This window comes from Paenibacillus sp. P2(2022) (assembly GCF_029522175.1).
Taxonomy (GTDB): Bacteria; Bacillota; Bacilli; order Paenibacillales; family Paenibacillaceae; genus Paenibacillus; species Paenibacillus polymyxa.
Genome location: NZ_JAKWFI010000002.1, coordinates 308,222 through 332,369, shown reverse-complemented (window position 1 = coordinate 332,369; position 24,148 = coordinate 308,222). Strand labels below are relative to the sequence as shown.

The 24,148-nt window shown below is 44.8% G+C and carries 22 protein-coding genes and 1 pseudogene; 10 read left to right on the top strand and 13 right to left on the bottom strand.

The annotated features are described in order from the left end of the window. Position 1: 1 nt before the first annotated feature. Positions 2–217 (bottom strand): annotated as a pseudogene (locus tag MMB75_RS08720) (helix-turn-helix domain-containing protein); the annotation flags it as partial. A gap of 189 nt (positions 218–406) precedes the next feature. Here MMB75_RS08720 and MMB75_RS08715 point away from each other — a divergent pair. The 7 genes from MMB75_RS08715 to MMB75_RS08685 all read left to right on the top strand — a co-directional run bounded on the left by MMB75_RS08715 (position 407) and on the right by MMB75_RS08685 (position 6,985). Continuing rightward, positions 407–1,108 (top strand): response regulator transcription factor, encoded by a 702-nt coding sequence (locus tag MMB75_RS08715; protein ID WP_016820488.1) that lies wholly within the window; start codon positions 407–409, stop codon positions 1,106–1,108. Continuing rightward, positions 1,105–2,466 (top strand): sensor histidine kinase, encoded by a 1,362-nt coding sequence (locus MMB75_RS08710; protein WP_277507566.1) that lies wholly within the window; start codon positions 1,105–1,107, stop codon positions 2,464–2,466. The genes MMB75_RS08715 and MMB75_RS08710 overlap by 4 nt, the downstream gene beginning before the upstream one ends. A gap of 22 nt (positions 2,467–2,488) precedes the next feature. After that, positions 2,489–3,082: a PepSY domain-containing protein gene (locus tag MMB75_RS08705; RefSeq protein ID WP_277507565.1), complete on the top strand. Its 594-nt coding sequence runs from the start codon at positions 2,489–2,491 to the stop codon at positions 3,080–3,082. 141 nt (positions 3,083–3,223) lie between these two features. Further along, on the top strand, positions 3,224–3,745 hold the full coding sequence (locus tag MMB75_RS08700) for a PepSY domain-containing protein (protein WP_346842753.1): 522 nt from the start codon (positions 3,224–3,226) through the stop codon (positions 3,743–3,745). Positions 3,746–3,949: 204 nt separating this feature from the next. Continuing rightward, entirely contained in the window at positions 3,950–4,960 is a 1,011-nt protein-coding gene (locus MMB75_RS08695) for an aminoglycoside phosphotransferase family protein (protein ID WP_019686778.1), read from the top strand. Between the two features lie 18 nt (positions 4,961–4,978). Then, the gene (locus tag MMB75_RS08690) at positions 4,979–5,875 is read left to right on the top strand and encodes a phosphotransferase (RefSeq protein WP_016820493.1); all 897 of its coding nucleotides are present in this window, start codon (positions 4,979–4,981) and stop codon (positions 5,873–5,875) included. Positions 5,876–6,118: 243 nt separating this feature from the next. Then, positions 6,119–6,985 (top strand): arylamine N-acetyltransferase family protein, encoded by an 867-nt coding sequence (locus MMB75_RS08685; protein WP_277507563.1) that lies wholly within the window; start codon positions 6,119–6,121, stop codon positions 6,983–6,985. Between the two features lie 169 nt (positions 6,986–7,154). Here MMB75_RS08685 and MMB75_RS08680 read toward each other — a convergent pair whose 3' ends face one another. Next, on the bottom strand, positions 7,155–8,177 hold the full coding sequence (locus MMB75_RS08680; RefSeq protein WP_277507562.1) for a globin-coupled sensor protein: 1,023 nt from the start codon (positions 8,175–8,177) through the stop codon (positions 7,155–7,157). Between the two features lie 249 nt (positions 8,178–8,426). Then, the gene (locus tag MMB75_RS08675; protein ID WP_013370145.1) at positions 8,427–10,322 is read right to left on the bottom strand and encodes a PrkA family serine protein kinase; all 1,896 of its coding nucleotides are present in this window, start codon (positions 10,320–10,322) and stop codon (positions 8,427–8,429) included. Positions 10,323–10,605: 283 nt separating this feature from the next. Between MMB75_RS08675 and MMB75_RS08670 the strand changes: the two genes are divergently transcribed. After that, entirely contained in the window at positions 10,606–11,364 is a 759-nt protein-coding gene (locus MMB75_RS08670) for a DUF2161 domain-containing phosphodiesterase (protein ID WP_107733919.1), read from the top strand. Between the two features lie 19 nt (positions 11,365–11,383). Here MMB75_RS08670 and MMB75_RS08665 read toward each other — a convergent pair whose 3' ends face one another. Together MMB75_RS08665 and MMB75_RS08660 are read right to left on the bottom strand one after the other, a co-directional pair. Continuing rightward, positions 11,384–12,637, bottom strand: a complete 1,254-nt coding sequence (locus MMB75_RS08665; RefSeq protein ID WP_016820497.1) for an aminotransferase-like domain-containing protein — start codon at positions 12,635–12,637, stop codon at positions 11,384–11,386. A 49-nt stretch (positions 12,638–12,686) separates the two neighbouring features. After that, positions 12,687–13,343, bottom strand: a complete 657-nt coding sequence (locus tag MMB75_RS08660; protein WP_016820498.1) for a response regulator transcription factor — start codon at positions 13,341–13,343, stop codon at positions 12,687–12,689. 271 nt (positions 13,344–13,614) lie between these two features. On the opposite strand from MMB75_RS08660, the gene MMB75_RS08655 reads away from it, so the two are divergent. Together MMB75_RS08655 and MMB75_RS08650 are read left to right on the top strand one after the other, a co-directional pair. Continuing rightward, positions 13,615–14,022 (top strand): hypothetical protein, encoded by a 408-nt coding sequence (locus MMB75_RS08655; protein WP_017426660.1) that lies wholly within the window; start codon positions 13,615–13,617, stop codon positions 14,020–14,022. Then, positions 14,019–15,086 carry a phosphodiester glycosidase family protein gene (locus MMB75_RS08650; RefSeq protein WP_016820500.1) on the top strand — a complete coding sequence of 356 codons (1,068 nt, stop codon included), beginning with the start codon at positions 14,019–14,021 and terminating at the stop codon, positions 15,084–15,086. The genes MMB75_RS08655 and MMB75_RS08650 overlap by 4 nt, the downstream gene beginning before the upstream one ends. 104 nt (positions 15,087–15,190) lie before the next feature. On the opposite strand, the gene MMB75_RS08645 is transcribed toward MMB75_RS08650, so the two are convergent. From MMB75_RS08645 to MMB75_RS08610, 8 genes are all read right to left on the bottom strand, one after another. After that, positions 15,191–15,439 (bottom strand): AbrB/MazE/SpoVT family DNA-binding domain-containing protein, encoded by a 249-nt coding sequence (locus MMB75_RS08645; RefSeq protein WP_014599574.1) that lies wholly within the window; start codon positions 15,437–15,439, stop codon positions 15,191–15,193. 376 nt (positions 15,440–15,815) lie between these two features. Next, positions 15,816–16,280, bottom strand: a complete 465-nt coding sequence (trmL, locus tag MMB75_RS08640) for a tRNA (uridine(34)/cytosine(34)/5-carboxymethylaminomethyluridine(34)-2'-O)-methyltransferase TrmL (protein WP_016820501.1) — start codon at positions 16,278–16,280, stop codon at positions 15,816–15,818. A gap of 245 nt (positions 16,281–16,525) precedes the next feature. Next, entirely contained in the window at positions 16,526–17,617 is a 1,092-nt protein-coding gene (gene serC, locus MMB75_RS08635) for a 3-phosphoserine/phosphohydroxythreonine transaminase (protein ID WP_016820502.1), read from the bottom strand. A gap of 268 nt (positions 17,618–17,885) precedes the next feature. Further along, positions 17,886–19,310, bottom strand: a complete 1,425-nt coding sequence (glnA, locus tag MMB75_RS08630) for a type I glutamate--ammonia ligase (protein ID WP_016820503.1) — start codon at positions 19,308–19,310, stop codon at positions 17,886–17,888. A gap of 272 nt (positions 19,311–19,582) precedes the next feature. Beyond that, entirely contained in the window at positions 19,583–20,620 is a 1,038-nt protein-coding gene (aroF, locus tag MMB75_RS08625) for a 3-deoxy-7-phosphoheptulonate synthase (protein ID WP_045243970.1), read from the bottom strand. Positions 20,621–20,886: 266 nt separating this feature from the next. Then, positions 20,887–21,843: a 4-hydroxy-3-methylbut-2-enyl diphosphate reductase gene (locus MMB75_RS08620; protein ID WP_016820505.1), complete on the bottom strand. Its 957-nt coding sequence runs from the start codon at positions 21,841–21,843 to the stop codon at positions 20,887–20,889. Between the two features lie 111 nt (positions 21,844–21,954). Then, the gene (locus MMB75_RS08615) at positions 21,955–23,433 is read right to left on the bottom strand and encodes a sensor histidine kinase (RefSeq protein WP_016820506.1); all 1,479 of its coding nucleotides are present in this window, start codon (positions 23,431–23,433) and stop codon (positions 21,955–21,957) included. 1 nt (position 23,434) lies between these two features. Next, positions 23,435–24,124 carry a response regulator transcription factor gene (locus MMB75_RS08610; protein ID WP_016820507.1) on the bottom strand — a complete coding sequence of 230 codons (690 nt, stop codon included), beginning with the start codon at positions 24,122–24,124 and terminating at the stop codon, positions 23,435–23,437. Between the last annotated feature and the right edge of the window lie 24 nt (positions 24,125–24,148).

Here is a 24,148-nt window from a genome sequence, read left to right as displayed (position 1 = left end):
ACTACTTATACTCCCGCAAATAATAATGTATTAGACATGTATGGCATATAAACTGCTCGCGGGAATCATTAAGATCAAAATCCGTCATGTCGCGTATCCGTTCCAGTCTATATTTTACCGAATTATGATGTATAAAAAAATAATTTGCTGTATCTATCAGACTGCCCCTGTTTTCCAAATAATAAAATAATGTTTTGAGTAAAACACTGCCATGTGACCCACTGACTCCCCGGTCGCTAATGCCCTTTCTATGATAGGGGCTACATCTGATCGAGGGGATTGTCCATAATTATAACGCATTATGCTAAGCTCTTTCTCTCCCAGTCCCGTGCTTTGAAGTGTCTTACCTGTCCGTATATGCTAAAATACTTCCGTATCGGCTATTCGCCTACAGGAGGGCATGATTATGAACCAATCCATTTTGATCGTAGAAGACGAAGAGAAGATTGCCCGACTTCTAGAGATCGAACTTGAATTTGAAGGCTATCAAGTAAGTAAAGAAAAAAACGGAATTGACGGACTGGAGACCTATTGCAAAGGTAGTTGGGATCTGGTTTTACTGGATATTATGATTCCCGGTCTTAATGGCATCGAACTCCTTCGAAGGATTCGTAAACATGATGCGAACGTTCCTGTCATTTTACTAACGGCTAAAAGTTCCATTGCGGATAAGGTAGAGGGACTCGATTTGGGAGCCAATGACTATGTTACCAAACCTTTTGTGATCGAAGAGCTGCTTGCACGTGTAAGGGCCGCGCTCAGGGTAGGTGCAGCGAAAGACATGGCTTCACAAGTGGCAGATCAATGGCTTAGTGCCGGGGACTTACGTCTCCATGAAGGTACTCGTGAAGTTCTTCGTGGAGAGCACAACATTGAGCTTACGCCGCGAGAGTTTGACTTGCTCGTTCATTTACTTCGACATCAGCGGCAGGTACTTAGTCGTGAACAATTACTGGAGAATGTATGGGGCATTGATTATATTGGTGATACCAATGTGGTCGATGTGTATATTCGCTACGTGCGGAATAAAATTGACCCTTCGCGCCAACTCCCTGAGCTGATTCATACTGTACGCGGAATTGGCTATGTTCTGAAGGAATCGTTATGAAGCTGCAGAACAAAATCCATACGTACACCTCGTTACTATTCGGGGTTTTACTTGTAGTCATTAATTTCTTAGTCTATTTTCTATTCAGCCAACTTTCGATAGACAGTCGAAAAAACCAGGTAGAAGCCGCAGCAGAAAACATGATTCATGGCATTCAACGCGCTCCAGTATCCGTAGCCACTGAGGATCTTCTACGAGCTTATGTGCCGCTGGATGGTATGCTTCGGCTAATGAGACCGGAAGGCGACTTTCTTGCCCCTATCACCTCTTCATCAGAGCAGTCTCTCAGCTTGGTGAAGGGCGTTTTTAATGAAACACGGCAGGTTCGCATCATTACCTATGAAAGCAACCGTTATATTTACGTATCGGTTCCCATGATTTGGTCGAATGGAGAGGTTGTCAATCTTCAGGTGACCGAGAGCCTGCAACCGACGATGCAGACGCTTCAGGTACTCAGGATCGTACTTATTGCAGTCACAGGAATTGCTTTTATTCCTGTCGTCCTATCGGGAAGACTGCTGGGCAGACTGATTACACATCCAATCACATCCATGATTAACACGATGAAAGAGATTCAACGTAGCGGGAAATTCAAACGTCTTCCGCTCAATTCGTCATCACGCGACGAGCTAGTCGAAATGGGAGAAACGTTTAATGACATGATTGAATTGCTGGAGCGGAATTTTGTTCGCCAAGAACATTTCGTTTCGAATGCGTCCCATGAATTGAAAACACCTCTAACCATTATTGAAAGTTATGCCAGTCTGCTTAAACGACGGGGATTGCAGAATCCCAGTATTTTTGCCGAATCCGTTGAAGCGATCCATTCTGAGGCGCTCCGAATGAAGGATATGGCAGAGCAGCTTCTTCTATTGGCCAGAAACGAAGAACAATGGAATGTCGTGTTAGAACCTGTACGCTTGACCAAAGTAGGGACAGAACTGAAAGCTACATTTGAAAATGCTTTCGCCAGACAAATTCAACTGGATGTACAAACAGACTGCATCGCCTATACGGACGAAAATAAATTAAAACAACTTTTATTTATATTTTTGGATAATGCGCGCAAATACAGTGACGAGCCGATACACCTGATGATTGATATTGTGGGCGGTACGGCTCAACCTTGCATAAGAATCACAGATCAAGGAATTGGAATCCCTGAAGAAAAGTTATCTAAAGTTTTCGACCGCTTTTATCGTGTGGACGAAGCCAGAAGCCGCGAGGAAGGTGGGGCCGGGCTAGGCTTATCATTAGCTACAGGAATTGCTCAAGCTATTCAAGCACAAATTGGGCTAGAAAGCATAGAGGGAAGTGGAACAACTGCAACGATCATCCTCCCTACTGTTCCAGAATAATAAGCCAAAGGAGGCAAAACCAATGAAAACGATCTATACCTGGATGATTGGAGGTATGGTAGCGGCTATATTAATCACCATTTGCCTTTTACAGTGGCCCTGGGCACGATCGTTATCAGCTTCGCCCTTGGAAGAAAAAACCGTGGTCCAATCTGTATTGCATCAGTATCCCGGTGAGGTGCTCGAATCCCAACGTTTGGATAATTTTTATGTGATCAAGCTAGAACGCACCAAAGGGAAGTATGTAATAAAAGTCAATGCCTATGATGGTGTCATTCAATCCATTAAGCGGACACAGATGTATACAGATGCAAAGCAGGAACCCCAAGATCCCCCCCCCGGTTCCTCACAACCCAGTGACAAATCAAATCCAGTCCATAAACCTGACCCGGTTTCTCTTGTCATTACAGAGAATGAAGCAGCCAAGCTTGCTGCAAAAGCAGTGAATGGAACATCCGATGATATTGAACTGCACCGCAATGACAAAGGCCTCTATTATCTTGTTGAGGTTGAGATACAAGATGGGCGTGAGGCAGTGGTGCAGATCAATGCAGTATCAGGCTCAATCGACTCTATCACTTGGGAAAAAGAAAAACAGGATCACGACGAATCATGACGCCCTGATGATATTGCTTATAGCTTCTCATTGTTTTCTCATGATTCTATTATGTTCCTCTCATATTTAAGGGTTAAGCTGTATTCAAGCATACAGTTCAAGGAGGAATTAGGTAATGAAAAAAACTATACATTAGGAATAATAGCAGCCACGGTTCTGCTTGGAGTTACGGTTACAGGTGTCTCGGCAAATGCCGTATGGGCTGCTAAACCTACGGGATTAATTGGAGCGACTGCTGCTGCTAATATTGCCAAGAAGGCTGTGGGAAATGATGCGCAAGTTGAGGATGTCGAACTGGAGCGCAAGAACGGAAAGGTATACTATGAAGTGGATCTTCAGCAAGGAGATAAAGATTGGGATATAGATGTTGATGCTTATACCGGGAAAACTATCCGTTCCCATTCTGAGCTTGATCATGACTCGAATGACGAGTCTTCCTTTTACAAGCCCAACCACGTCACTCTAACTGAAAAGCAGGCTGGACAAATTGCACTTAAGCATGTGCCTGGGAGTACCCTTCTGTCTTCTAAATTAGATAAGGAAGACGGACAGTTCATCTATGAGGTCAAGGTACTCACCAACGAAGGAACTGTCGAGCTTGAAATCCATGCATCGTCTGGAGCGATCGTGGATACAGACGAAGAAGATGACAACGATAACTGATCAATCATTCATAATCAGGCTTGCGTAATACAGAGCAAATTAAAACGGAGCAGCGAACTTTCGCTGCTCCGTTTTTTTGACGAATGTGAACAGGAAAAGTAAGAGAATAGCTCCATAAAACTGCACCTATTATTTCCTCATGAATAGACTGATAACTAACAGAGGATTACCTTTTTCTTCAATTAAAAGTCAAGTGAGGTTCTTATGGCGAAATCCTATACAAAAGCACAGATTCGCGAAATCACCCGTCGTTTCGGCCTGATCCCCTTAAAATCAAGCTTAGTCTCATCACTGTACCGAAAAAATGCAGTAATCCAAGTAAAAACGAAAAAGGGAACTTATGCATTAAAGCCCTTTAGTCGTTCAAAGATGGCTCGTTCCAATACGATTCAACAGATGGAACGAGCTGCGAGCTATATAAGGCTTTTGAAAAAGAGAAAGTATAACTACATGCCCACATGGCTCCCTACTCATTCCGGCAAGCTATGGACACTACATCAAGGAACGCCATTTTATGTAAGTCAATGGATCAAAGGACGGGGACTGGAAACCGCTGAAGATTTCGAAAAACTAGGGTTAGCCCTTGCCACACTTCACGCTACATCCACCGGCTTACATCGGATGGAGAAAGGAAATTCCCCTTCGACCATTCAACAATTGCGGATATGGAAAAAGCAAGACCGTCTTTTCCAAAAAAAAATGACAAAAATCAGCCGCAAGGATAAAGAGTATCGCAACTGGTACAACACTCATGGCAAGGACTGTATACGTTTATCCAGACGTGCATGGAAGGATTTGCAGGACGCATCCATTATAAGACTACTTCGAACGGAACGCCGGCATCCCTCCTTGATACACAGTGATATCACCACCCCGAATGTCATTATTTCAGACGACGGTCATCTCAAAATCATTGATTGGGATCGGGCTAAGATTGGCTCCGTCTATGCTGATTTGGCAAAGGCTCTTATGAATACAACTCAATTCAATCCTGAATTTGTGCAATCCTTGTTAAGGGGATATCAAAAACGCAAACCACTCAGCCGAACTGAGCGGAAGATTGTTACAGCTTTATATAAACTGCCACGAGAAGCTTGGCATGCTTCTCGACATCCGAATCGTTCAAGAGACCGCGAAATCCTAGACAACTGGGATCAGTCGTGGCCTCTTCGATTACAAATCATCCATATTTTGCAGGAATGGGCCCGTGTATAAAAGAAAGTGAGGAGCAAAATGTCGATTTTATCGAACGTTGAGCAAATGTACGGAATCAAAATTCAGCGTAGCCGTCAAATGAAGGACATTCACAAGATTGAAACCGCTAATACAACTTATTGCTTAAAACCCTACAAATTTCCGGAAGAAGAGATTCGTTTTATTACACGTGTCTTGTCCTACCTGGATGAACGCGGGTTTACACGTAGCCAAAAGGTCTATCCAACCGTACAGCAAACAGCCTACATGACCTATGAAGGTGTTTCGTATACACTAACTAATTGGGTTCATGGACCCAGACCGGAATTTACAAAAAGAATAGACTTCAAAAAGGGAATTTCTACTTTAGCCAAATTCCACACCAGTGCCGTAGGCTTTCCTGTCACGGAAGCGCCGCCTTCCAGAATCCGTTATGAAGGCTTGAGCGATGAAATAGCTGAATATAAAAAACGTCTCAGTCCTTACAAAGGCACAGCACATCTCCTAGCTCTTTGTGAAGAAGTGTTATATCGTCTACAGCAGCCCAAAGTTCGAGCTGCAATCCAGCAGGAGCAAAAAGCAGCTGCATTAATACACGGTGACTATAACTATCCCAATCTGGTCAAAGACAGGCAGCTCAAAATCCATTTGATTGACTTTGAAAATTGTTCCCTACACGTAAGGATGAAAGATCTCTCCCATCTTCTTCATCGGAATTGTCTTTGGAACGCGACAAAGATGCTGCGCGCGATAGACTTTTATCAACGATATCGACCGTTGAGTACTCAGGATCTGCATCTGCTTCATACGCTATTGATCTCTCCCTATCATGTGGTCCGCAACCTTAGAATAGGTGGCTTCCGTTCTGCCAAGCGAGTCATTCCATCGTTCGTGCATTTGAACAAATACCGACGTGAACTTAGATCACTGCTATAATTAGTTAGCTTGAAAATAAGAAAAAAAACAGACCCGATCATCAGGTCTGTTTTTTTGTGTTCTGACAGCCATCTACGGGAAATCGACATGTTACTAAACGAATTGATTTGATGATTGTACCGGTACAGCCATAAATTTATAGCATTGTACACAGCACGTACCCCTTTTACAATGATGCTAAGACTCAATGCTCATTTGTTTCGAGAAGAGAATTTGGCAAACTAACAATAGAGGTGACTGCACATGTACACCATGACAAAAGAAGAAATAAAGGCTTATTTGAACAGAATTGGAATTTCCGAAGTTCAGCCTCCTACCCCATCCTATTTAGTGGAGTTGCATAAGGCACATGTAAAAAATCTTTCATGGCAAACGTTGGACATTTTTGCAAGAAAGCCGGCTGCCATTGGTTTTCAAGAATCCGTTCAGCTCATTCTACATGGGAGAAGTGGTTATTGTTTTCATCTGAATGGTGCCTTTAGTGCGCTGCTACATTCGCTAGGGTACAAAGTTTCTTTGCATCATGCTGGGGTACAACCTTTAGGAGCTGAGCCACGCATTAATTCATTTCATCTTGGACTAACAGTGAACTTGCTAAATGAGCAGCAAGAAGATGAAGTATGGATTGTAGATGTCGGACTGGGCGATATGCCATATGAGCCTCTTCCACTCCTTATGGGGACTTATGAACAATCCCCTCTTCGTTATAAAGTTATGGAATCTGAAGTTGTTACTAAAGGTTGGCGTTTAGAACATGACCCGCTCGCTTCATTTGTTGGCGTTGATTTTGCCCCTACGGTTGTTCAGGATTTGGAAGAATTTAAGCCGAAACATCATTTCTATAGCCGCTCCGTGGAATCTCCATGGTTTAACCTGTTTCTAATTCGGCAAAGGCAAGCATTAGAAGCGAATGAACTCAGAGGATGTATGTGGAAAAAACGCGGGCTAAACGGTTTGGAAAAAATAGAGCTGGATAAGAAATCGCAGTGGCTGGAAGTATTGGCTGATGTATTTGGTGAGCCGCTCGTTAACTACAGCCACCAGGAACGGGACGAGTTATGGAAAAGAGTACTTGCGGCTCATATGGAATGGAAAAAAAGCTTCCTCTAATTCCTTGTTTCAAAAATTCGGTCATTCTTTCATAGGAATATGCACTTCCTCTGTTGCCTCTGTTGTGTTGACTGGACTGCCAACAGGAAGATCGTCGCTTTGCCAGTATCCAGCCAGCTAACGCCCCGAAAACTTCCAATTCCCCAGGATATACTGCTCAAGCTACATCTCACACCTCCAGCAATTCCGAGGATTGCTGCAACATTTCCAATTCCTTCACCATGTTTTCAATCAGCTTTGTGAATGAAGCCAATTCTTCGGAGCTGGAGGCCTGTTGCCGGGCACTGGCTGTTGTGGCAGCGGTTTCGGATTGCACACTGTCAAGCATACGGGCAATATCCAGCACCTTGCGCTGAATTTGCTCCTGTGCTTGCTTTGAATTAGATGCCAGCTTTCGCACTTCCTGCGCCACCACTTGAAATCCACGCCCTGCTTCTTGTGCATGGGCTGCCTCAATTGCCGCATTCAGTCCCAGCAAATGAGTCTGATCGGACAATTCTCGAATGGTACTGCTCATCTGTTCAATATGCTTAATCTCATCGCTCAATTGCAGTACCAGTTCCTCTGTATGTTCCTGTGAAGAAGCAGTGTTGCAGGCACTCTCCGCGATATTATCGGTATTTTCCCTAAGTTCGGCAATCATCCCCGTCAAATTTTGTGCAATTCGGGACACCACAGTCAGCATCTGCGTTTGTTCATCGGCGAGCTCGTTAACTTGTTCCTTTTCCTTTTCCTGATAAGCTTCCAGCACAAGTTGGGAATCCAGATTGAACATTTTGGAAAGAGCGTGCACAATAGAATACCAATCCTCTATCCCCGAACGCTTTAAAATGTCTACTGCAATATCCAGATAAGCAATGTACGTACCCAAATAATAATCGGAAGATAATCCAATCCGGGAATGTACCTGCCCCACAAAAAGGCGGTGCTCGATAAACTGATCATCTATTTTCCCATCTGCGAGAGAAAGCCAGTATTCACGTTGTGTTTGCTTTAGTCGATCAATATTCGACCATTTAGAGATAATCGACATGAGATGGGGAACCTTTTCTACATGCTCATAAAAACGATCCACTACCTCATTTACAATAGATTGGAATAGCCCCTGATAATGATGCAATAAAGCCAAATCGCCATCAGTAATACCAATGTATTGTATCTGTTTTAATCTACTCTCAGCGACATGAATCATAAGTTCCTCCAAATAATAGTTTACATAGATTTTACATTACCATATTTATCGGCAACTTTTTAGAAAATGTTAAAAAAGCAGAAGATTGATTGTGATTGTTTACATATTAATTTCAGAAAAACATATAAATCCAACTCTCTATTCATACAAAAAAAGAACCCGTCAGCACCTCAAACGCTCTGTGCCTGCCGGATTCTCTTCACCATCCATTTCAATCCATAGCCTCATTACACAATTGTTTATTTCCCCTTACCGATTCAGGAGGCTGCCTACATACCTCAATAGATCGTTGGCGCTGGCTCCAGTGTAGCCATGCTCCTCAATCAGCCGCTTAATCACCTCATTCATCCGTTTGAGCTGATTAGCATCAGGCGTTTTGGTTGAAGTTGTGATCTTCACAATATCCTTCAAATCGGCGAACAGCTTCTTTTCAATGGCTTCTCGCAGCCGATCATGATGATGATACTCAAACTTTCGCCCCTTGCGGGAATAGGCAGAAATACGGATTAATATTTCCTCACGGAATGCCTTTTTCGCATTTTCCGACACCCCGATTTGCTCCTCGATGGAGCGCATAAGCCGCTCATCCGGGTCGAGCTCCTCATCTGTGAGCGGATCGCGGATTTTCGCCCAATTGCAAAAAGCCTCGATGTTATCCAAATAGTTATCAAACAGCGTCTTGGCTGATTCTTCGAAAGAGTACACAAAGGCCTTTTGTACTTCTTTTTTCGCCAATTCATCATATTCCTTACGAGCCACGGAAATGAAATTCAAATACCGCTCCCGCTCTTCCTTTGTGATAGAAGCGTGCTGGTCTAAACCATCCTTAATGGCTCGTAAAATATCCAGAGCATTGATGGACTCCACATTTTGCTTAATCAGCGCACTGGAAATACGATTAATGACGTACCTTGGGTCTACACCGGACATGCCTTCTTCCAGAAACTCATGTTGCATCTCCTTCAGATCGGCCTCCTTATAGCCTTCGACCTCCTCACCATCATACATGCGCATCTTTTTAACCAGATCCATCCCCTGCTTCTTGGTTTCTTTCAACCGGGTGAGTACAGAGAAAATGGCAGCCGTTCGCAGCGCATGAGGAGCGATGTGAATATGACGCATGTCACTTTGCTCAATGAGCTTGGCATAAATCTTTTCTTCCTCGGAAACTTTCAGATTATAGGGAATTGGCATTACAATCATCCGCGATTGCAACGCCTCGTTCTTTTTATTCGCAATAAAGCTTTTATACTCCGATTCATTGGTGTGAGCTACGATCAATTCATCTGCACTGATGAGCGCAAACCGTCCGGCCTTGAAATTTCCTTCCTGGGTCAGAGACAGTAAATTCCACAAAAATTTCTCATCGCACTTCAGCATTTCCTGAAATTCCATCAGTCCGCGATTCGCTTTATTCAGCTCTCCGTCAAATCGATAGGCGCGTGGATCCGATTCCGAACCATACTCTGTAATGGTGGAAAAGTCGATGCTGCCTGTCAAATCGGCAATATCCTGCGACTTCGGATCAGAAGGACTGAACGTACCTATGCCGATCCGGTTTTCTTCCGATATAAATACCCGCTCCACGCGAACCTTCTCAATATCACCATCAAATTCCGTACGTAATCTCATTTGGCAGGATGGGCACAAATTACCTTCAATGCGCACACCCAGTTCTTTTTCGAATTCGGGACGCAACTCATGAGGAATAAGATGAAGGGGATCTTCGTGCATAGGGCAGCCTTCTATGGCATACACGGCTCCCTGATCTGTTCTCGAAAACTTCTCCAGACCACGCTTTAGCAAAGTGACCAGTGTTGATTTCCCTCCGCTAACAGGTCCCATTAAAAGAAGGATACGCTTGCGGACATCGAGCCGCCTGGCTGAGGAATGGAAGTACTCCTCCACCAACTTCTCCAGTGCACGATCCAGTCCAAAAATCTCCTGCTCAAAAAATTTATATCGCTTATGTCCCCCAACCTCTTCTACACCAAAAGATTCAATCATTTTGTAAACCCGTGCATGAGCGGTCATCGCCGGTGTCGGGTCTTTCTTGAGTATCTCGATATACTCTCTAAAAGTGCCGTTCCAGGCCAAGCGGTTGTTCTCCGCTCGGTACTCCGCAAGGCGGTCAAAAATATTCATGCTCGGTTCCTCCCATGACTGCGTAATGACTATCCTCCACTCTTGATGATTATGGCTACACTCGTCACGCCTTTCAGGATATAATGCGATCCTCTTAAAAAAAGTGTAATACATACCTATGCAGATTGATTTCAGAATTGACCTATTTTTTTGTGACAGGTCTCTAGGCTTTTTCCAAAAACAAAGGGATTCACTATGCTAAAATAGACAACAACGACGCGGACCTGACGCATTATGGTACAATATAAGCTCGGAATAATGGGATAAAGGAGCGGGAGAATCCATGGCGGTTCGGCATGAGACGGAGCTGTACGCTCCGGTCAAAGCCTTTTTTGAAAATTTGGGATATGAAGTCAAAGGAGAAGTGCGCAACTGCGATTTGATGGGGATCAAGCCAGGGCAGCAAGCGCCTCTAATTGTGGAAATAAAAAAGACGTTTAACCTGGCGCTGGTACTGCAAGGCATGCAGCGCTTGAAGCTAAGCAGCAATGTATATGTGGCCGTAGAACGGAATCGTGCCAAAAAAGGGGCGGTGAATCAACGCTGGAATGAGCTGGTCGGACTGTGCCGCCAGTTGGGTCTTGGCTTGCTCACCGTCACGCATTTTAAAACAAAGCCTCCGCTCGTTGAGGTGCTGTGTAAGCCCGTCGCATCTAGTGATGATGTTTACAAAACGACTACCGTTCGCCGCGGCTCGCGCAAGGAAAAGCTGCTGCGGGAATTTCACGCACGCAGCGGTGACCACAATGTCGGCGGGAGCACCCGGCGCAAGCTGGTCACCGCCTACCGGGAAAAAGCGCTGCGCGTAGCCGCTGCTTTACAGGGTTTGGGGGAAGCCGCCCCGGCGCAGCTCGCCCGCACAGCAGCCGTCAGCGACGCTGCTGCCGTACTCCAGCGCAACTACTACGGTTGGTTTGAACGTGTAGCCCGCGGGCGTTATCGGCTGACTCCGTTCGGTGAAGCCGCTCTGAGCGAGTATGCAGAAGTACTGCAGCAACAGGGCATTGAAGCGGCGCCTGGAATGACGGCAGAGGATGACTGACCCCGGATAGTGATTATTACTAGCTTCGCGCAGTAAATTCACCGATCGTCTCACCGATTAAATTCATACCCATAAGCAGTTGTTCCCGGCCTGGGTGGCTAAAGTTAAGGCGAATATGGGCCGCACCTTCATCGCCAACCGCACACAACGCACCTGGCATAAAGGCTACGCCCTTGGGTAACGCCGCTTTGAGCAGCAAGGCGCTGTCCAGCCCAGCGGGCAATTTCACCCACACATACATCCCACCAGATGGAATATGATACGTCACGTCTTTCCAAAACGGACGCTTCAGCAGCTCTAAGAGTAATTGGAGCCGAGTTGAATATTCCTTGTTCAACATTGCCAAGTGCTCATGCCATTGAAAACGCGAATTGGTCAGCAATTGGAACAGCAGCCGTTGGTTCATCGTACTGGATTGCACGTCAGCCAGCTGCTTCAAGGCGTACATCCCTTCGATCAGCGGCGCAGGACCAGCCGCCCAGCCAGTTCGCAGTGCAGGGGCAACTGTTTTATTAAATGAACCGATATATAGCACTTGACCGCCCTGACCCGCATGATCCAGTGCGAATAGTGAGGGGTAAGCCTCTGCAAACTTTCGGCTCTGGGCATGTGGACTCTTATCATGGGTTTCGTGTTTTTGCTTAAAATGCAATTCACCGTAAGAATCGTCCTCAACGACCAACACCTCATGACGCCTACAGAGGTCCAAAATTTCCTGCCGTCTAGCCGCGCTCCATAAGGCGCCTGTCGGATTCGTAAACGTTGGCGTAGCAAAAAAAAGCTTGGGGCGATAACGGATCATTAAAGCTTCAAGCTTATCGGGAATAACGCCCTCCCCATCCGATTCTACAGGAACGACCTGCGCCCCTTGCATAGATAGTACCTGTAAACATCCAGGGGATGTCGGGTTCTCGACCAATACCGGATCACGTTCATCCACCATCAGCCTTACGATCAAGTCAATGGCCTGCTGGCTGCCTGTGGTGAGAAGAATTTGACCTGGCGGTACTCTTACTCCTTTACGCTGCTCCCACTCTCCCGCAAGCCATGCCCGCAACGGAAAATAGCCCTCCGGTTCACCATACTGGAGGGCGTCAGGGCCGGAGCCAAACACATCATGAGCTGCTTCTTCTAACAGTTTCACCGGAAACAGCTCTTGTGCAGGCAATTCTTCAGCCAAAGATATAAAGGAATGTCTTCTCGCATTTTCCCGGATATGACGCACTGGAGAAGCCAACATCGCAGCCGTTCGTGAAGCAAAGGAATATTGCATGAACATCCTCCTTCTCCTGAAAAATAGTCATGATCTCCGGGCTGACGCGTCAAGCATATAACTGCTTCATCTGACGCGCATATAAGGCATAACGTTCAATCGCCTGCGCCCGGCTGGACACACCTAATTTCGCATAAATTTTACGTAAATAATTATCAATGGAGCGCCGGCTAACTTCGATCTCGATAGCAATTTTGTCATATGTAATTCCTTGTACAATACGTTCCATAATAAAAACTTCGGTTTGCGTCAATTCGTCAAAAGGCTCAGAAGCCATTAACGGCATAAATGGCCAGTTTCCACAACGAATCCAATCCATTGGTAATGAAGCAAATCCTTCGCGCAAACCGTTGATCAGGTGAATTAACTGGCTCGGTGATGCCTGCTTGGATAGCATTCCATTTGCGCCAAGCGAGATTAACTGCTGGAACAACGTAATATTGTCCTCATCCGTCATAATAACAATATGGCTGTCCGGAGACAAGACCCGCATTTGTGTCAAAAACGGTTCCGCCGTTCCCTCAGGCAACCTATAGTCCATTAAAATAATTTCCGGGCGAATGGAGCAAACCAGCTCCAGGCCTTCTGTGCCGGAGGAAGACATCCCTCTCACAAGCAAATCCTGCTGGTCTTCCAAAATAAGCTTTGTTCCCAGCATACTTGTAGGATGGATATCTATGATGACCACCTGCCATACTTTTCTCATATCTAAACCTCCTGATTTACAAAAAAATACATATTTAGCGAAAGTAATCACAAAACTAGAGAGTGCTTATGTAGAAATTGCGTAAATGTGAACGTATAGGAAGCGAAAACGATTTAAGGAAATTGTATCCTAGGACTTCCTTCCGATGCAATCTCTTTTTCCAATATTTTTATATGACTATTTCGCTTTTGCGAAATAAATAGGCCCATGATAGAATTGGTACTGCAAATAAAGACTGGAAATTTGAATTTACACGGGAGTTGAAAATCACATGCAAGCTTCACCTGAACGTCCTCCTGCCGAAGCCCGGCGGAGCAATTCAAGAAAGGGGTTGCCCGTAAAGACTTTTCTGCTATTTTGGTTCATTCTTATTATACTAGGTGCTCTCGCAACCTATTTGTATAGCAATCACTTAAAGCAGCAAATGCTAAACGAAATGCAAACCCATACAGACCAACAAATTCAAGTACTCAAATCCGACTATGAAAAGCAATTGACTGCACTTTCCAAGGAAGTTAGCGGATTGCAGGGCAAGGTTCAGTCCTTCAACGAACTGCTGACCTTTACAAAGGATAATGCCAATAACAAGACCGATAATAGCAATAAACTGTATACTCAATTAAATGAAGTCAAGCAGCAGCTCAATACACTTCAGAAAAAAATGGACTTGCTAAAATGAATGTAGATGCAAAGCTAGTAAACCGGTTCTTTATGTTGGCCCTTGCTCCTTTTATCGGTTTGTTAGGGTGTATTTTGTTAGTGCATCCCCCTTTGAGCTTTCCTGAATCTACATCTCCGAGTCTGCAAAAAGCCGAAATTACTTTACAAACGCAATCAGTAGGCAAGCAGCTTGATGAAGCCAAGCAAACGGCAACGTATACCTTATCTACGATTCGCCGGACGTCTGAGCTCTACAAACAAACGACCCAAACGATGAATCAGCTTGTCGTGACTGCCTCTGCGCAGTCCAAGCGACCCGCGGTTATCTATAATCGGCGCATCACTGCCAAACTGGGGGTGCCCTATTACCAGGTAGATAGCAACCGGATTACCATTGAATTGTTTAAAGTAAACCCGGGAATTTATCACGGATATGCTATGAAAGTCAAACTTAAAGATCCTACGGCAATGAAAATGTCTTTGGGAAATGACAAATTGGGTGGCTCAGAAACGACCATGCGTGCAGTCTTGAGACACGGAGCCATTGCAGGCATCAACGCAGGCGGCTTTGCCGATGGAGATGGCAAACGCTATCCATTAAGCACTACTGTCTTGAACGGCCGCTACCTTACTGGCTTTCAGTCGAGTTTTAAGGACTTGTCATTCGTCGGATTGAGTAACGATGGCAAGCTTATTGGGGGCAAATTTTACAATCAAAGTGCTCTTGACAGCTTGAAACCTGCCTTTGGAGCTACCTTTGTTCCCGTTCTGTTGCAAAGGGGACAAAAAGTGCCTATTCCTGACAAATGGAAAGTCTCTCCCAAGCGGGCTCCACGTACGGTCATTGGCAACTATAAAGATGATCAGTTGCTCATTATTGTCGTAGACGGCTACAATGAAAGCGGGGGTTCAGGTGCAACGCTCGAAGAACTCCAAGGGAAGATGTTCAATCTGGGTGTTCAAGATGCTTATAATTTGGACGGCGGCGGTTCATCGTCCCTTATACTAAACGGCCGAATCGTAAACAAACCGTCAGATGGTAATTTGCGTCCAGTCCCTACTCATTTTTTGTTCTATAAATAGTTAGGTGTAGTGTAGTTTACCATCCAATTAAATATATGCTGTTCAGGCATAGCTCTATCCGAAAAAAAGCATCACGAACGAATGTCGTGATGCTTTTGCCTCATTTAGGAGGAGTACTGTGTCATTTCTGTCAGGCATTGAGCACAAATATAACGTTCTTTGAAATCGTTCACTTGTTCTATTGAGCCGCAGAATACACATTTTGGACGATAACGCTCCAAAATAATATGGTCGCCCTGAACCAAAATTTCGACAGGATCTCCCTCATTCATTTGATATCTTTTACGCAATGACTTAGGCAGAACTATTCTCCCCAACTGATCAACTTTACGTACCACACCGGCAGGTTTCATCGTGATCGTACACCTCTCCTATTGAGTATTAGCTTGCAATTTTCTTTCCAGGCGAAAAACTAGGTACAAAGACACTATTCTTTATGTAGTATTCGCTGTCTTTTTGTCGAATCCTGCTGATCACAGGAAATTTTATTACATTTTTTCATAAAATCATGAACCATATCAAAGTATGGTACAGAATGTCTATAATATTTTTATCGACCGGAAAGCCAATTATCATTAGCCTTCACAAAGAATTTCCGCAAATTTATGACCATATATCCTTTATTTAAGCTCTACTGTCATGTACTTTCGAGCAATAATAGTGCAACTTTTATCAGCAACTAAGGTCCTGGTTCTTTATTCGCATTTATACTTGATCGATTGATGTTCGTTACGATAAACCTGGAAAATCCAATTGTCTCAGCGCTTCATATACGATAATCGCAGCGGAATTCGACAAGTTTAGAGATCTTACTTTATCTGACATAGGCATCTTGATACATGTATCAGGATTAGCAGCTAACAGTTCAGGAGGCAAACCTTTCGTTTCTTTACCAAACACCAAAAAGTCTCCATCCTGAAATTCAATATCACTATACTGCTGTTTTGCCTTTGTCGTCGCATAAAAAAAGCGACCTTCTTGATATTTCTCTTGTACTTCAGCAAAAGAATCGTGATACTCAATATGAACAGCATACCAATAATCAAGCCCAGCCCGTTTTAACGTAGCATCATCGGTACGGAAGCCCAGTGGCCTAACCAGATGCAGATGAGTTCCGGTTGCTGCACACGTTCTGGCAATATTCCCTGTGTTAGCTGGAATTTCCGGCTCGACAAGCACAATATGTAATGGCATCAGTTTTTCGTTCCTTTCATTATTAAATTCATTAGACAAATAACCTAAAGTCTAACTAAAATGTGTATACTGAAAACATACACTTTCTTCATTTTAACAAAATCAGAGGGATATAGACATCAAACGACAAAAAAATATCAATTTCCCTACACCACTAAAAGCCTTCCCCTATACACATTCAGGGAAGGCTTTATTTTTACTTTTTCGATATCAAATATCGTGTATCGAAATATATGTCTGTATAATCAACTGTTACGTTGCTTAAATCCATCCATAAACTCGGCTAATGCTTGACAGTTCTCCAGTGGAACCGCATTGTAGATTGAGGCGCGAAGCCCTCCTACACTGCGATGCCCCTTCAATCCGATGAAACCCGCTTGTTCGGATTCTTTAATAAATTGTTTTTCCAGATCCTCATTCGCAAGGCGGAAGGTTACGTTCATAATAGAACGATCAGCGCTGTCCACACAACCACGATAGAAGCCTTCGCTTCTGTCAATACGGTCGTATAGCAGATCAGCTTTCTGCTGATTCACACGCTCGATGCCTTCTAAACCGCCTTCCTCCTGGATCCATTTGAGCACTTCATTCACCATGTATATGGCAAAGGACGGGGGAGTATTGTAGAGAGAGTTATTCTTTTCATAAGTACTGTAACGCAGCATCGTAGGAATATTGCCTGGTGAGGAAGCCAGTAGCTCTTCACGGGCAACCACGACCGTTACACCAGAAGGTCCCAGATTTTTTTGCGCACCAGCATAAATCAATCCAAATTGAGTAACATCAAAAGGCTTGCAAAAAATATCACTGGACATGTCCACAATCAGCGGTACGGAACCCGTATCCGGGAATTGCTTAAATTGTGTACCTTCAATCGTCTCATTGGACGTCATATGCACATATGCAGTATTCTCAGGCAAGTCCAAGGAATCCACATTCGGAAGACGCATGAATTTCTCATCAGCGGAGGAGGCGGCAATGTGAGCCTTGCCCAATAGCTTAGCTTCTTTATATGCCTTGTCCGACCAGCTGCCTGTCATTACATAGCTTCCGATCTGTCCTTCGCCTAAGAAATTTAAAGGCAACATGGCAAACTGCGTGCTTGCGCCCCCTTGCAAGAACAACACCTTGTAGCCTTGTGGATTGCCCAGCAGAGATAGCAGACGTTCCTGCGCTTCATTATGGACAGATTCATACACGGCTCCACGGTGAGACATTTCCATGATGGACATCCCTGTCCCTTGGAAATCTACGAATTCAGCTTGTACACGTTCCAGTACTTTGAGCGGCAATGCCGCCGGTCCTGCATTAAAATTGTAGGCTCTCTTACTCAACAATTTCCCATCCCTTCTCTACTCTGGTGTGGATATTATCGCTATGATAGCAGTATTCATAAATGCGTTCAATACTTGTATAAAAATGTTTCCGATTTACTTTATGATGTGACAAAGCTGTGAATGTTAATATATTTAACATCTTCATTTTGTAATATTTATCATAATGGTAAAAGGTCTCCGGCATAAGACCGGAGACCTATCTTGAACAACAACTATTCCCCGCAGGCTAATGAGTGTTATTCAAATCTGCTATGCTATCAATGTAGTATTAGCAGTCAAAATACAAGCTGTATTCATGTGGATGAACACGGATGTTCACTGATTTAGCTTCAGAACGTTTGAACTCTACATAGTTATCGATAAAGTCCTTCGTAAATACGCCGCCTTCAGTCAGGAATTCGTAATCGGCTTCCAGAGCGTCCAGAGCTTCATCTAGTGTACCAGGTACACTGCGGATTTTGCCTTTTTCAGCGTCAGACAGCTCATAGATGTTAGTGTCGAGTGGACCATAGCCCAATTCGACTGGGTTCAGTTTGCGCTTGATGCCATCCAGACCCGCCATCAGCATTGCTGAGAAAGCAAGGTATGGGTTAGCTGTGGAGTCTGGTGTACGGAACTCGATTCGACAGCCTTTAGGCGTTACAGCCGCTACTGGAATACGTACAGCCGCAGAACGGTTACCTTTGGAGAATACCAGGTTAACCGGCGCTTCGTAGCCAGGAACGAGACGTTTGAACGAGTTGGTGCTTGGGTTGGTCAAAGCGATCAACGCAGGTGCATGGTACAGAATACCGCCAATGTAATGAAGAGCCATCTCGCTCAGATTAGCATAACCACCTTTTTCGTAGAACAAAGGAGTGTCGCCATCGAAAATAGATTGGTGAACGTGCATACCGCTTCCGTTGTCCCCGAAAATCGGTTTCGGCATGAATGTTGCCACTTTACCATATTGACGCGCTGTGTTGTGTACAATGTATTTATAAACGAGCAGGTTGTCTGCTGTTTTCTTAAGTGTATCAAAACGGAAGTTGATTTCCGCTTGGCCTGCCGTAGCCACCTCATGGTGATGGCGCTCAATTCTCAGACCTGCTTCTTCAAGCAAACGGCACATTTCACTACGAATGTCTTGTTGGGTGTCTACTGGTGCTACAGGTACATAGCCGCCCTTCACACCCACTTTAAAGGCCAGGTTGCCGCCTTCTTCCTTACGGTTCGTGTTCCAAGCTGCTTCCTCGGAATCTACGAAGAAGGAGGAGCTGTTCATGCCACTTTCGTAGCGAACATCATCAAAGATGAAAAATTCAGATTCAGGTGCAAAGAATGCCGCTGTACCCACTCCTGCGGATTGCAGAAATTCCTCAGCTTTTTTGGCAATACCACGAGGATCACGGTCATATTTTTCGCCGTCTGGCGTAGCAATATCACACAGGATATTCAGTGTAGGATGCTGAGTGAAAGGGTCGATAAAAACCGCTTCTGGATCGGGCAGCATAACCATGTCGGATTCCTCAATGCCACGATAGCCGGGAATGGAAGAACCGTCGAAAGCAACACCGTTAACAAATGTTTCTTCATCTACTTCGGAAGCTGGCAATGAAATATGGTGAGCACGACCAGACAAATCTACAAAACGAAAATCTACCCACTCAATATTATTTTCCTGAATTGTTTTCAATACGTTTTCAACGGACATGTCTTCTTCCTCCCAATTTTTCCGAACATTAAGTCTTATACAACCCTGAAATGTTCATGATCGAATGTTTTTTTCTGTCGTCATTATAAATCTCAAACATGACACGGGTCAATAGCTATGTAAGGTATTTTTTAAACTAATGTTAGATATGCTTACGCCCTTGATAACATTTGAACAATACAAAAAGCCCGAAACATCGGGCTTTTAGGTGATTTTACTCTTATTTACTGCATTGCGGCAAAACTTTTATGCATTAATGTTAATAATTAGTTTTAAGATACAGCACTAGGTGTGTGGAATTTTTTTCCAATTGCAGGAGCCAACAATTCCAAATCTTTTAGTAAATCTGCAAATTGATCCGGGAATAGGGACTGTACACCATCACCCGTCATCGAGTTGTCAGGGTCTGTATGCATTTCAATAATTAAACCATCCGCTCCCGCTGCTACCGAAGCCTTCGTCATAGGAACAACCAGTTCACGTCTACCTGTGCCATGGCTAGGATCGGAAATGACCGGCAAATGGCTCAACTGTTGCAAAACAGGGATCGCGGACAAGTCGAGCGTATTTCTAGTGTAGGTTTCGAATGTACGGATACCGCGCTCACACAACATAACGTTCGGGTTGCCGCCTGCCAAGATGTACTCAGCAGCATTCAAAAACTCGTCATAAGTCGAGCTGAAACCTCGCTTGAGCAATACTGGCTTGCCGCAAGTACCCAGCTTGCGCAGCAAATCAAAGTTTTGCATATTACGTGTACCTACTTGCAGAATATCGGCGTATTCCGCGCAGATGTCTACGTATTCAGGTGTCATGACCTCTGTGATGGTCAAGAGATCGTGCTTCTGCCCCGCCTCAGCCATCATGATTAAACCTTCTACACCCGTTCCTTGGAAGCTGTATGGCCCTGTACGCGGCTTAAAGGCACCTCCACGAAGGACTTGCGCGCCTGCAGCTTTGACCAATCCGGCAATTTCATCGATCTGTGCAGCAGACTCAACAGCACATGGTCCCCCCATAACGACAAGCTCGCCGCCGCCGATATTTACACCTTTGATGGAGATCACCGTATTTTCCGGATGAAAATCACGGCTGGCCAATTTGTAGGACTTCGAAATTTTAACTACATTTTCTACACCCTTCATTTGGCGTAGATGTTCTGCCAGCTTCGGCTCTACGCTACCAATCAGTCCGATAATCGTACGATCCGATCCTCGGGATACATGAGCCTGCAATCCTTCTTTTTCAATCACTTCAACAATAGCTTCAATATGTTCTTCAGGTGTTTGAACACCAGCGATAACGATCATTTTTTTCTTCCTCTCTATAAACCATATTTTATTATCCACATAGAATAATGTTATGACACTTAGACGCTTGTTCGCTTTTAAGCTTTTATTCGTTAAAGCAACTATACCTGTTTTAACTTGCCTCGTCAAGGCTTAATTATCCCTAATAGTTCTATTTTTTGACTTAGTGAAGCTGATCTAATTGAATAATATCGGTACTTAAACAATTTGAAAAAAGCCGCTACCCGGATGTTTGTATCCGAATAACGGCTGTAATCAATGACATACTATTTCGTCGTTTTTGACTTTTCTCGTACAGGAGGCAGCAGTTTTTTCATATCAATGGTTCTCCGAATCTCCCATGTTTCCGAGTTATCCGCATCATACTGTTCCAAATACGTAATGACCTCTTTGGTAATCAGTGTAGGTGTTGAAGCCCCGGAGGTCACAGCTACTTTGGCTACGCCCTTAAGCCACTCCCTCTTCAGCTCGGTTAAATCAGAAATACGATAAGCCGTAGTACCAGCTATTTCCTCTGACACCTGAGCCAATCGGTTGGAATTGTTGCTTCGCGGGTCACCGACCACGATTACCAGATCCGCCTGTCCTGCCTGCTCAGCTACCGCTTCCTGACGTACCTGTGTCGCCAAACAGATTTCATTGTGTATCTCGGCACCTGGGTACTTTTCTAGAAGCTTTTTCATTATGTGCTTGATGTCCCATTGACTCATGGTCGTCTGATTCGTAATGAGGATTTTGTCTGCTGACAGTGTAAGACTGTCAATCTCTTCTTCCTTTTCAATCAGATGAACATGGTCAGGAGCAATACCGATAGCTCCCTCTGGCTCTGGATGATTCTTTTTGCCAATATAAATAATCTGATAGCCTTCGGCAGACTTCTCCCGAATCAGATCATGTGTCTTCGTGACGTCAGGGCAGGTTGCGTCAACCGTAGTCAATCCTTTATCTCGTGCCAGCTTGCGAACCTCTGGTGATACGCCATGAGCAGTGAAAATGACAGTACCACTCTCTACCTGGCTTAAAATCTCCATGCGGTTCGGTCCGTCCAATGTAATGATCCCTTCGTCTTCGAAGGAATTGGTGACATGACTGTTATGAACAATCATGCCTAGTATATAAATAGGCCGGGGTAAGTCCAAATTTCTGGCTGCCTGACGAGCCAATACCATGGCATCGACTACGCCGTAGCAGTAACCCCGGGGCGAAATTCTGAGTACCTCCAAAAATAGCCCCCACTTTCTTCGACACAGTATACAGCCCCAATAACTGGACAGCTGTGGGCTTTTATGCCTCTACCGGCCAATTCTATGATGTAGTTCCCCTCCTATTATAGCCTATTCCAAAGGCGCGGAAAAGCTGACTGGAAGCCAAATGACAAAGGTCGTTCCTTCTCCTTGGCGCGTAACCACTTCCACAGACCCCTGATGTTCATCAATAATCCACTTGGCAATAGATAATCCCAAGCCAATTCCCTCTGTCACGCCGCGTGACTCATCTGCCCGGTAAAACCGGTCAAAAATAAAGGGAACCTCACTTTTGTCCATACCAATACCTGTATCACTGATCCGTAGCCCCACCTGTCCCTGATAAACAATCGCATCAAATCGGACTGTGCCTTCAGGTGTATATTTAAAAGCATTATCAATGAATATGAATAGCATTTGCTGCAAATAATCTTTGCTTCCGTCCATATAAATACCATTCAACAACGAAAAGTCGCCCACATTCCATTCGGCCGTTCGCTCCAAAAACTGAGCACGACGAGCAACCTCGTTTACGAGCGGCTCCAGCGCAACAGGCATTTTATCGAATGTTTTCCCCGTGTCCGCTCTTGCGAGTGACAACATATCGCTCACCAAGCGACTCATTCGCTTGCCTTCATCCGCCATGTCATTCAGCGCCTCCATGGAAAGCTCGCGAATCATGGCTTCATCCATATTCGGTCGCTCGTCCGGTTCGGTAGTCCACATTTTGAGCAGAAAATCAACGTTGCCACGAATCGTCGTCAAGGGTGTGCGCAGTTCATGGGAAGCATCGGCCACAAACCGGCGCTGCGCACCATATGCATCTTCAAGTTCCTTGTAGAACACTTCTGTACGCCCCAGCATGTTGTTAACCGTCCCGATCAATTGTCCAATTTCATCTGGTGGTCCGTCATATTCAATCCGAACACTCAAATCATTACTCGATTGAATCTGATTGGCCCCCTCAATGACCTTAACCAGCGGCTTCATAGATTTACGAGCCAGGAAGAGGCCAGAGGTCGCAGCAGCGAGTAAGGCAAATAGTGAACCGTACACAAGCACATTTTGTAACCTGTTCATAAGTCGGTCCTGAGAGCCCGTGAATTGCCCTACCTGTAGCAGCCCGACCACCAAGCCCAACTCCTCGGATTTGATCGGCTGTTGAATAATCATAAAGGAATCACCATTTACGTTCACACGCCGAATTCCTTCATTTTGAACTGCTCCTGCCGCTGTAGACGGAACAGGGAAGGTGATACTGAGGTCTTTCATATTTTGGGTCGTTTTGGTTACACCGGACGTATAATTGTAAATTTGAACATAGAGCTGTGAGTCATCTATTCCACGCCCCTGCTCCAATCCCAAATCCAGATTAGGGACCTCAAACAATCCTCCTTTTATAATAAGGCGTAATTGCTTGTTAATCTGTGGCGCCTGAGTCATAAGCTGACTTTTCACTTCATTATATGTGTAGTAATATACTAGTCCGTAAATAGCCAGACCAAAAATGACAAGCACTATAGCCAAGATGCTCGAATACCAAGCTGTCAGCCGCCACCGAATAGACATATTACACATCACCTCTTAAAATATAGCCAGCTCCCCGAATGGTACGAATAAGCCGTTTGCCACCATCCTGCTCCGTTTTTTGTCGCAACATGGCAATATATACTTCCAGCACATTCGATTCTCCGCTATAGTCATAGCCCCAAATTTTATCCATAATCAGATCACGCGACAGAACGCGTTTTGGGTTTTGCATGAACAGATGGAGTAGTTCAAATTCTTTGGCCGTCAGTTCCAAGCGTTTGCCACCACGAACTACTTCACGTGATTCGTTATCCAGTTGTAAATCCTCGAAGGTAAGCCGATTCCCATTATTGTCCTGCTGTTCAGTTTTACGCCGCAAAAGCGCTCGTACGCGTGCCAGCAGCTCCTCCAGAGCAAACGGCTTCACGAGATAATCATCAGCCCCCAGGTCCAGACCCTTCACCCGGTTCTCCACCTCATCCTTAGCTGTAAGCATCAGGACAGGTACCGTGCTTCCTCCCTCCCGCATACGACGGCAAACCTCAAAACCATCGACCTGCGGCATCATTACATCGAGCACGACCAAATCAGGCTCAGCTGTTAGCATTTTATTTAATCCCTCTGCTCCATTGGCGGCTGTCAGCACTTCATATCCTTCAAAAGCCAGCCCTCTGCGCAGCATGGATACAATTTTTTCATCATCATCAATAATCAGAATAGTAGAGCGCATACACGATCAAACTCCTTTATCTCT

Bases quoted from the DNA above. Each gene is read 5' to 3' on its own strand.
- MMB75_RS08715 (WP_016820488.1), top strand. From the start codon at position 407: ATGAACCAATCCATTTTGATCGTAGAAGACGAAGAGAAGATTGCCCGA.
- MMB75_RS08710 (WP_277507566.1), top strand. From the start codon at position 1,105: ATGAAGCTGCAGAACAAAATCCATACGTACACCTCGTTACTATTCGGG.
- MMB75_RS08705 (WP_277507565.1), top strand. From the start codon at position 2,489: ATGAAAACGATCTATACCTGGATGATTGGAGGTATGGTAGCGGCTATA.
- MMB75_RS08695 (WP_019686778.1), top strand. From the start codon at position 3,950: ATGGCGAAATCCTATACAAAAGCACAGATTCGCGAAATCACCCGTCGT.
- MMB75_RS08690 (WP_016820493.1), top strand. From the start codon at position 4,979: ATGTCGATTTTATCGAACGTTGAGCAAATGTACGGAATCAAAATTCAG.
- MMB75_RS08685 (WP_277507563.1), top strand. From the start codon at position 6,119: ATGTACACCATGACAAAAGAAGAAATAAAGGCTTATTTGAACAGAATT.
- MMB75_RS08680 (WP_277507562.1), bottom strand. From the start codon at position 8,177: ATGATTCATGTCGCTGAGAGTAGATTAAAACAGATACAATACATTGGT.
- MMB75_RS08675 (WP_013370145.1), bottom strand. From the start codon at position 10,322: ATGAATATTTTTGACCGCCTTGCGGAGTACCGAGCGGAGAACAACCGC.
- MMB75_RS08670 (WP_107733919.1), top strand. From the start codon at position 10,606: ATGGCGGTTCGGCATGAGACGGAGCTGTACGCTCCGGTCAAAGCCTTT.
- MMB75_RS08665 (WP_016820497.1), bottom strand. From the start codon at position 12,637: ATGCAATATTCCTTTGCTTCACGAACGGCTGCGATGTTGGCTTCTCCA.
- MMB75_RS08660 (WP_016820498.1), bottom strand. From the start codon at position 13,343: ATGAGAAAAGTATGGCAGGTGGTCATCATAGATATCCATCCTACAAGT.
- MMB75_RS08655 (WP_017426660.1), top strand. From the start codon at position 13,615: ATGCAAGCTTCACCTGAACGTCCTCCTGCCGAAGCCCGGCGGAGCAAT.
- MMB75_RS08650 (WP_016820500.1), top strand. From the start codon at position 14,019: ATGAATGTAGATGCAAAGCTAGTAAACCGGTTCTTTATGTTGGCCCTT.
- MMB75_RS08645 (WP_014599574.1), bottom strand. From the start codon at position 15,439: ATGAAACCTGCCGGTGTGGTACGTAAAGTTGATCAGTTGGGGAGAATA.
- trmL (WP_016820501.1), bottom strand. From the start codon at position 16,280: ATGCCATTACATATTGTGCTTGTCGAGCCGGAAATTCCAGCTAACACA.
- glnA (WP_016820503.1), bottom strand. From the start codon at position 19,310: ATGTCCGTTGAAAACGTATTGAAAACAATTCAGGAAAATAATATTGAG.
- aroF (WP_045243970.1), bottom strand. From the start codon at position 20,620: ATGATCGTTATCGCTGGTGTTCAAACACCTGAAGAACATATTGAAGCT.
- MMB75_RS08615 (WP_016820506.1), bottom strand. From the start codon at position 23,433: ATGTCTATTCGGTGGCGGCTGACAGCTTGGTATTCGAGCATCTTGGCT.
- MMB75_RS08610 (WP_016820507.1), bottom strand. From the start codon at position 24,124: ATGCGCTCTACTATTCTGATTATTGATGATGATGAAAAAATTGTATCC.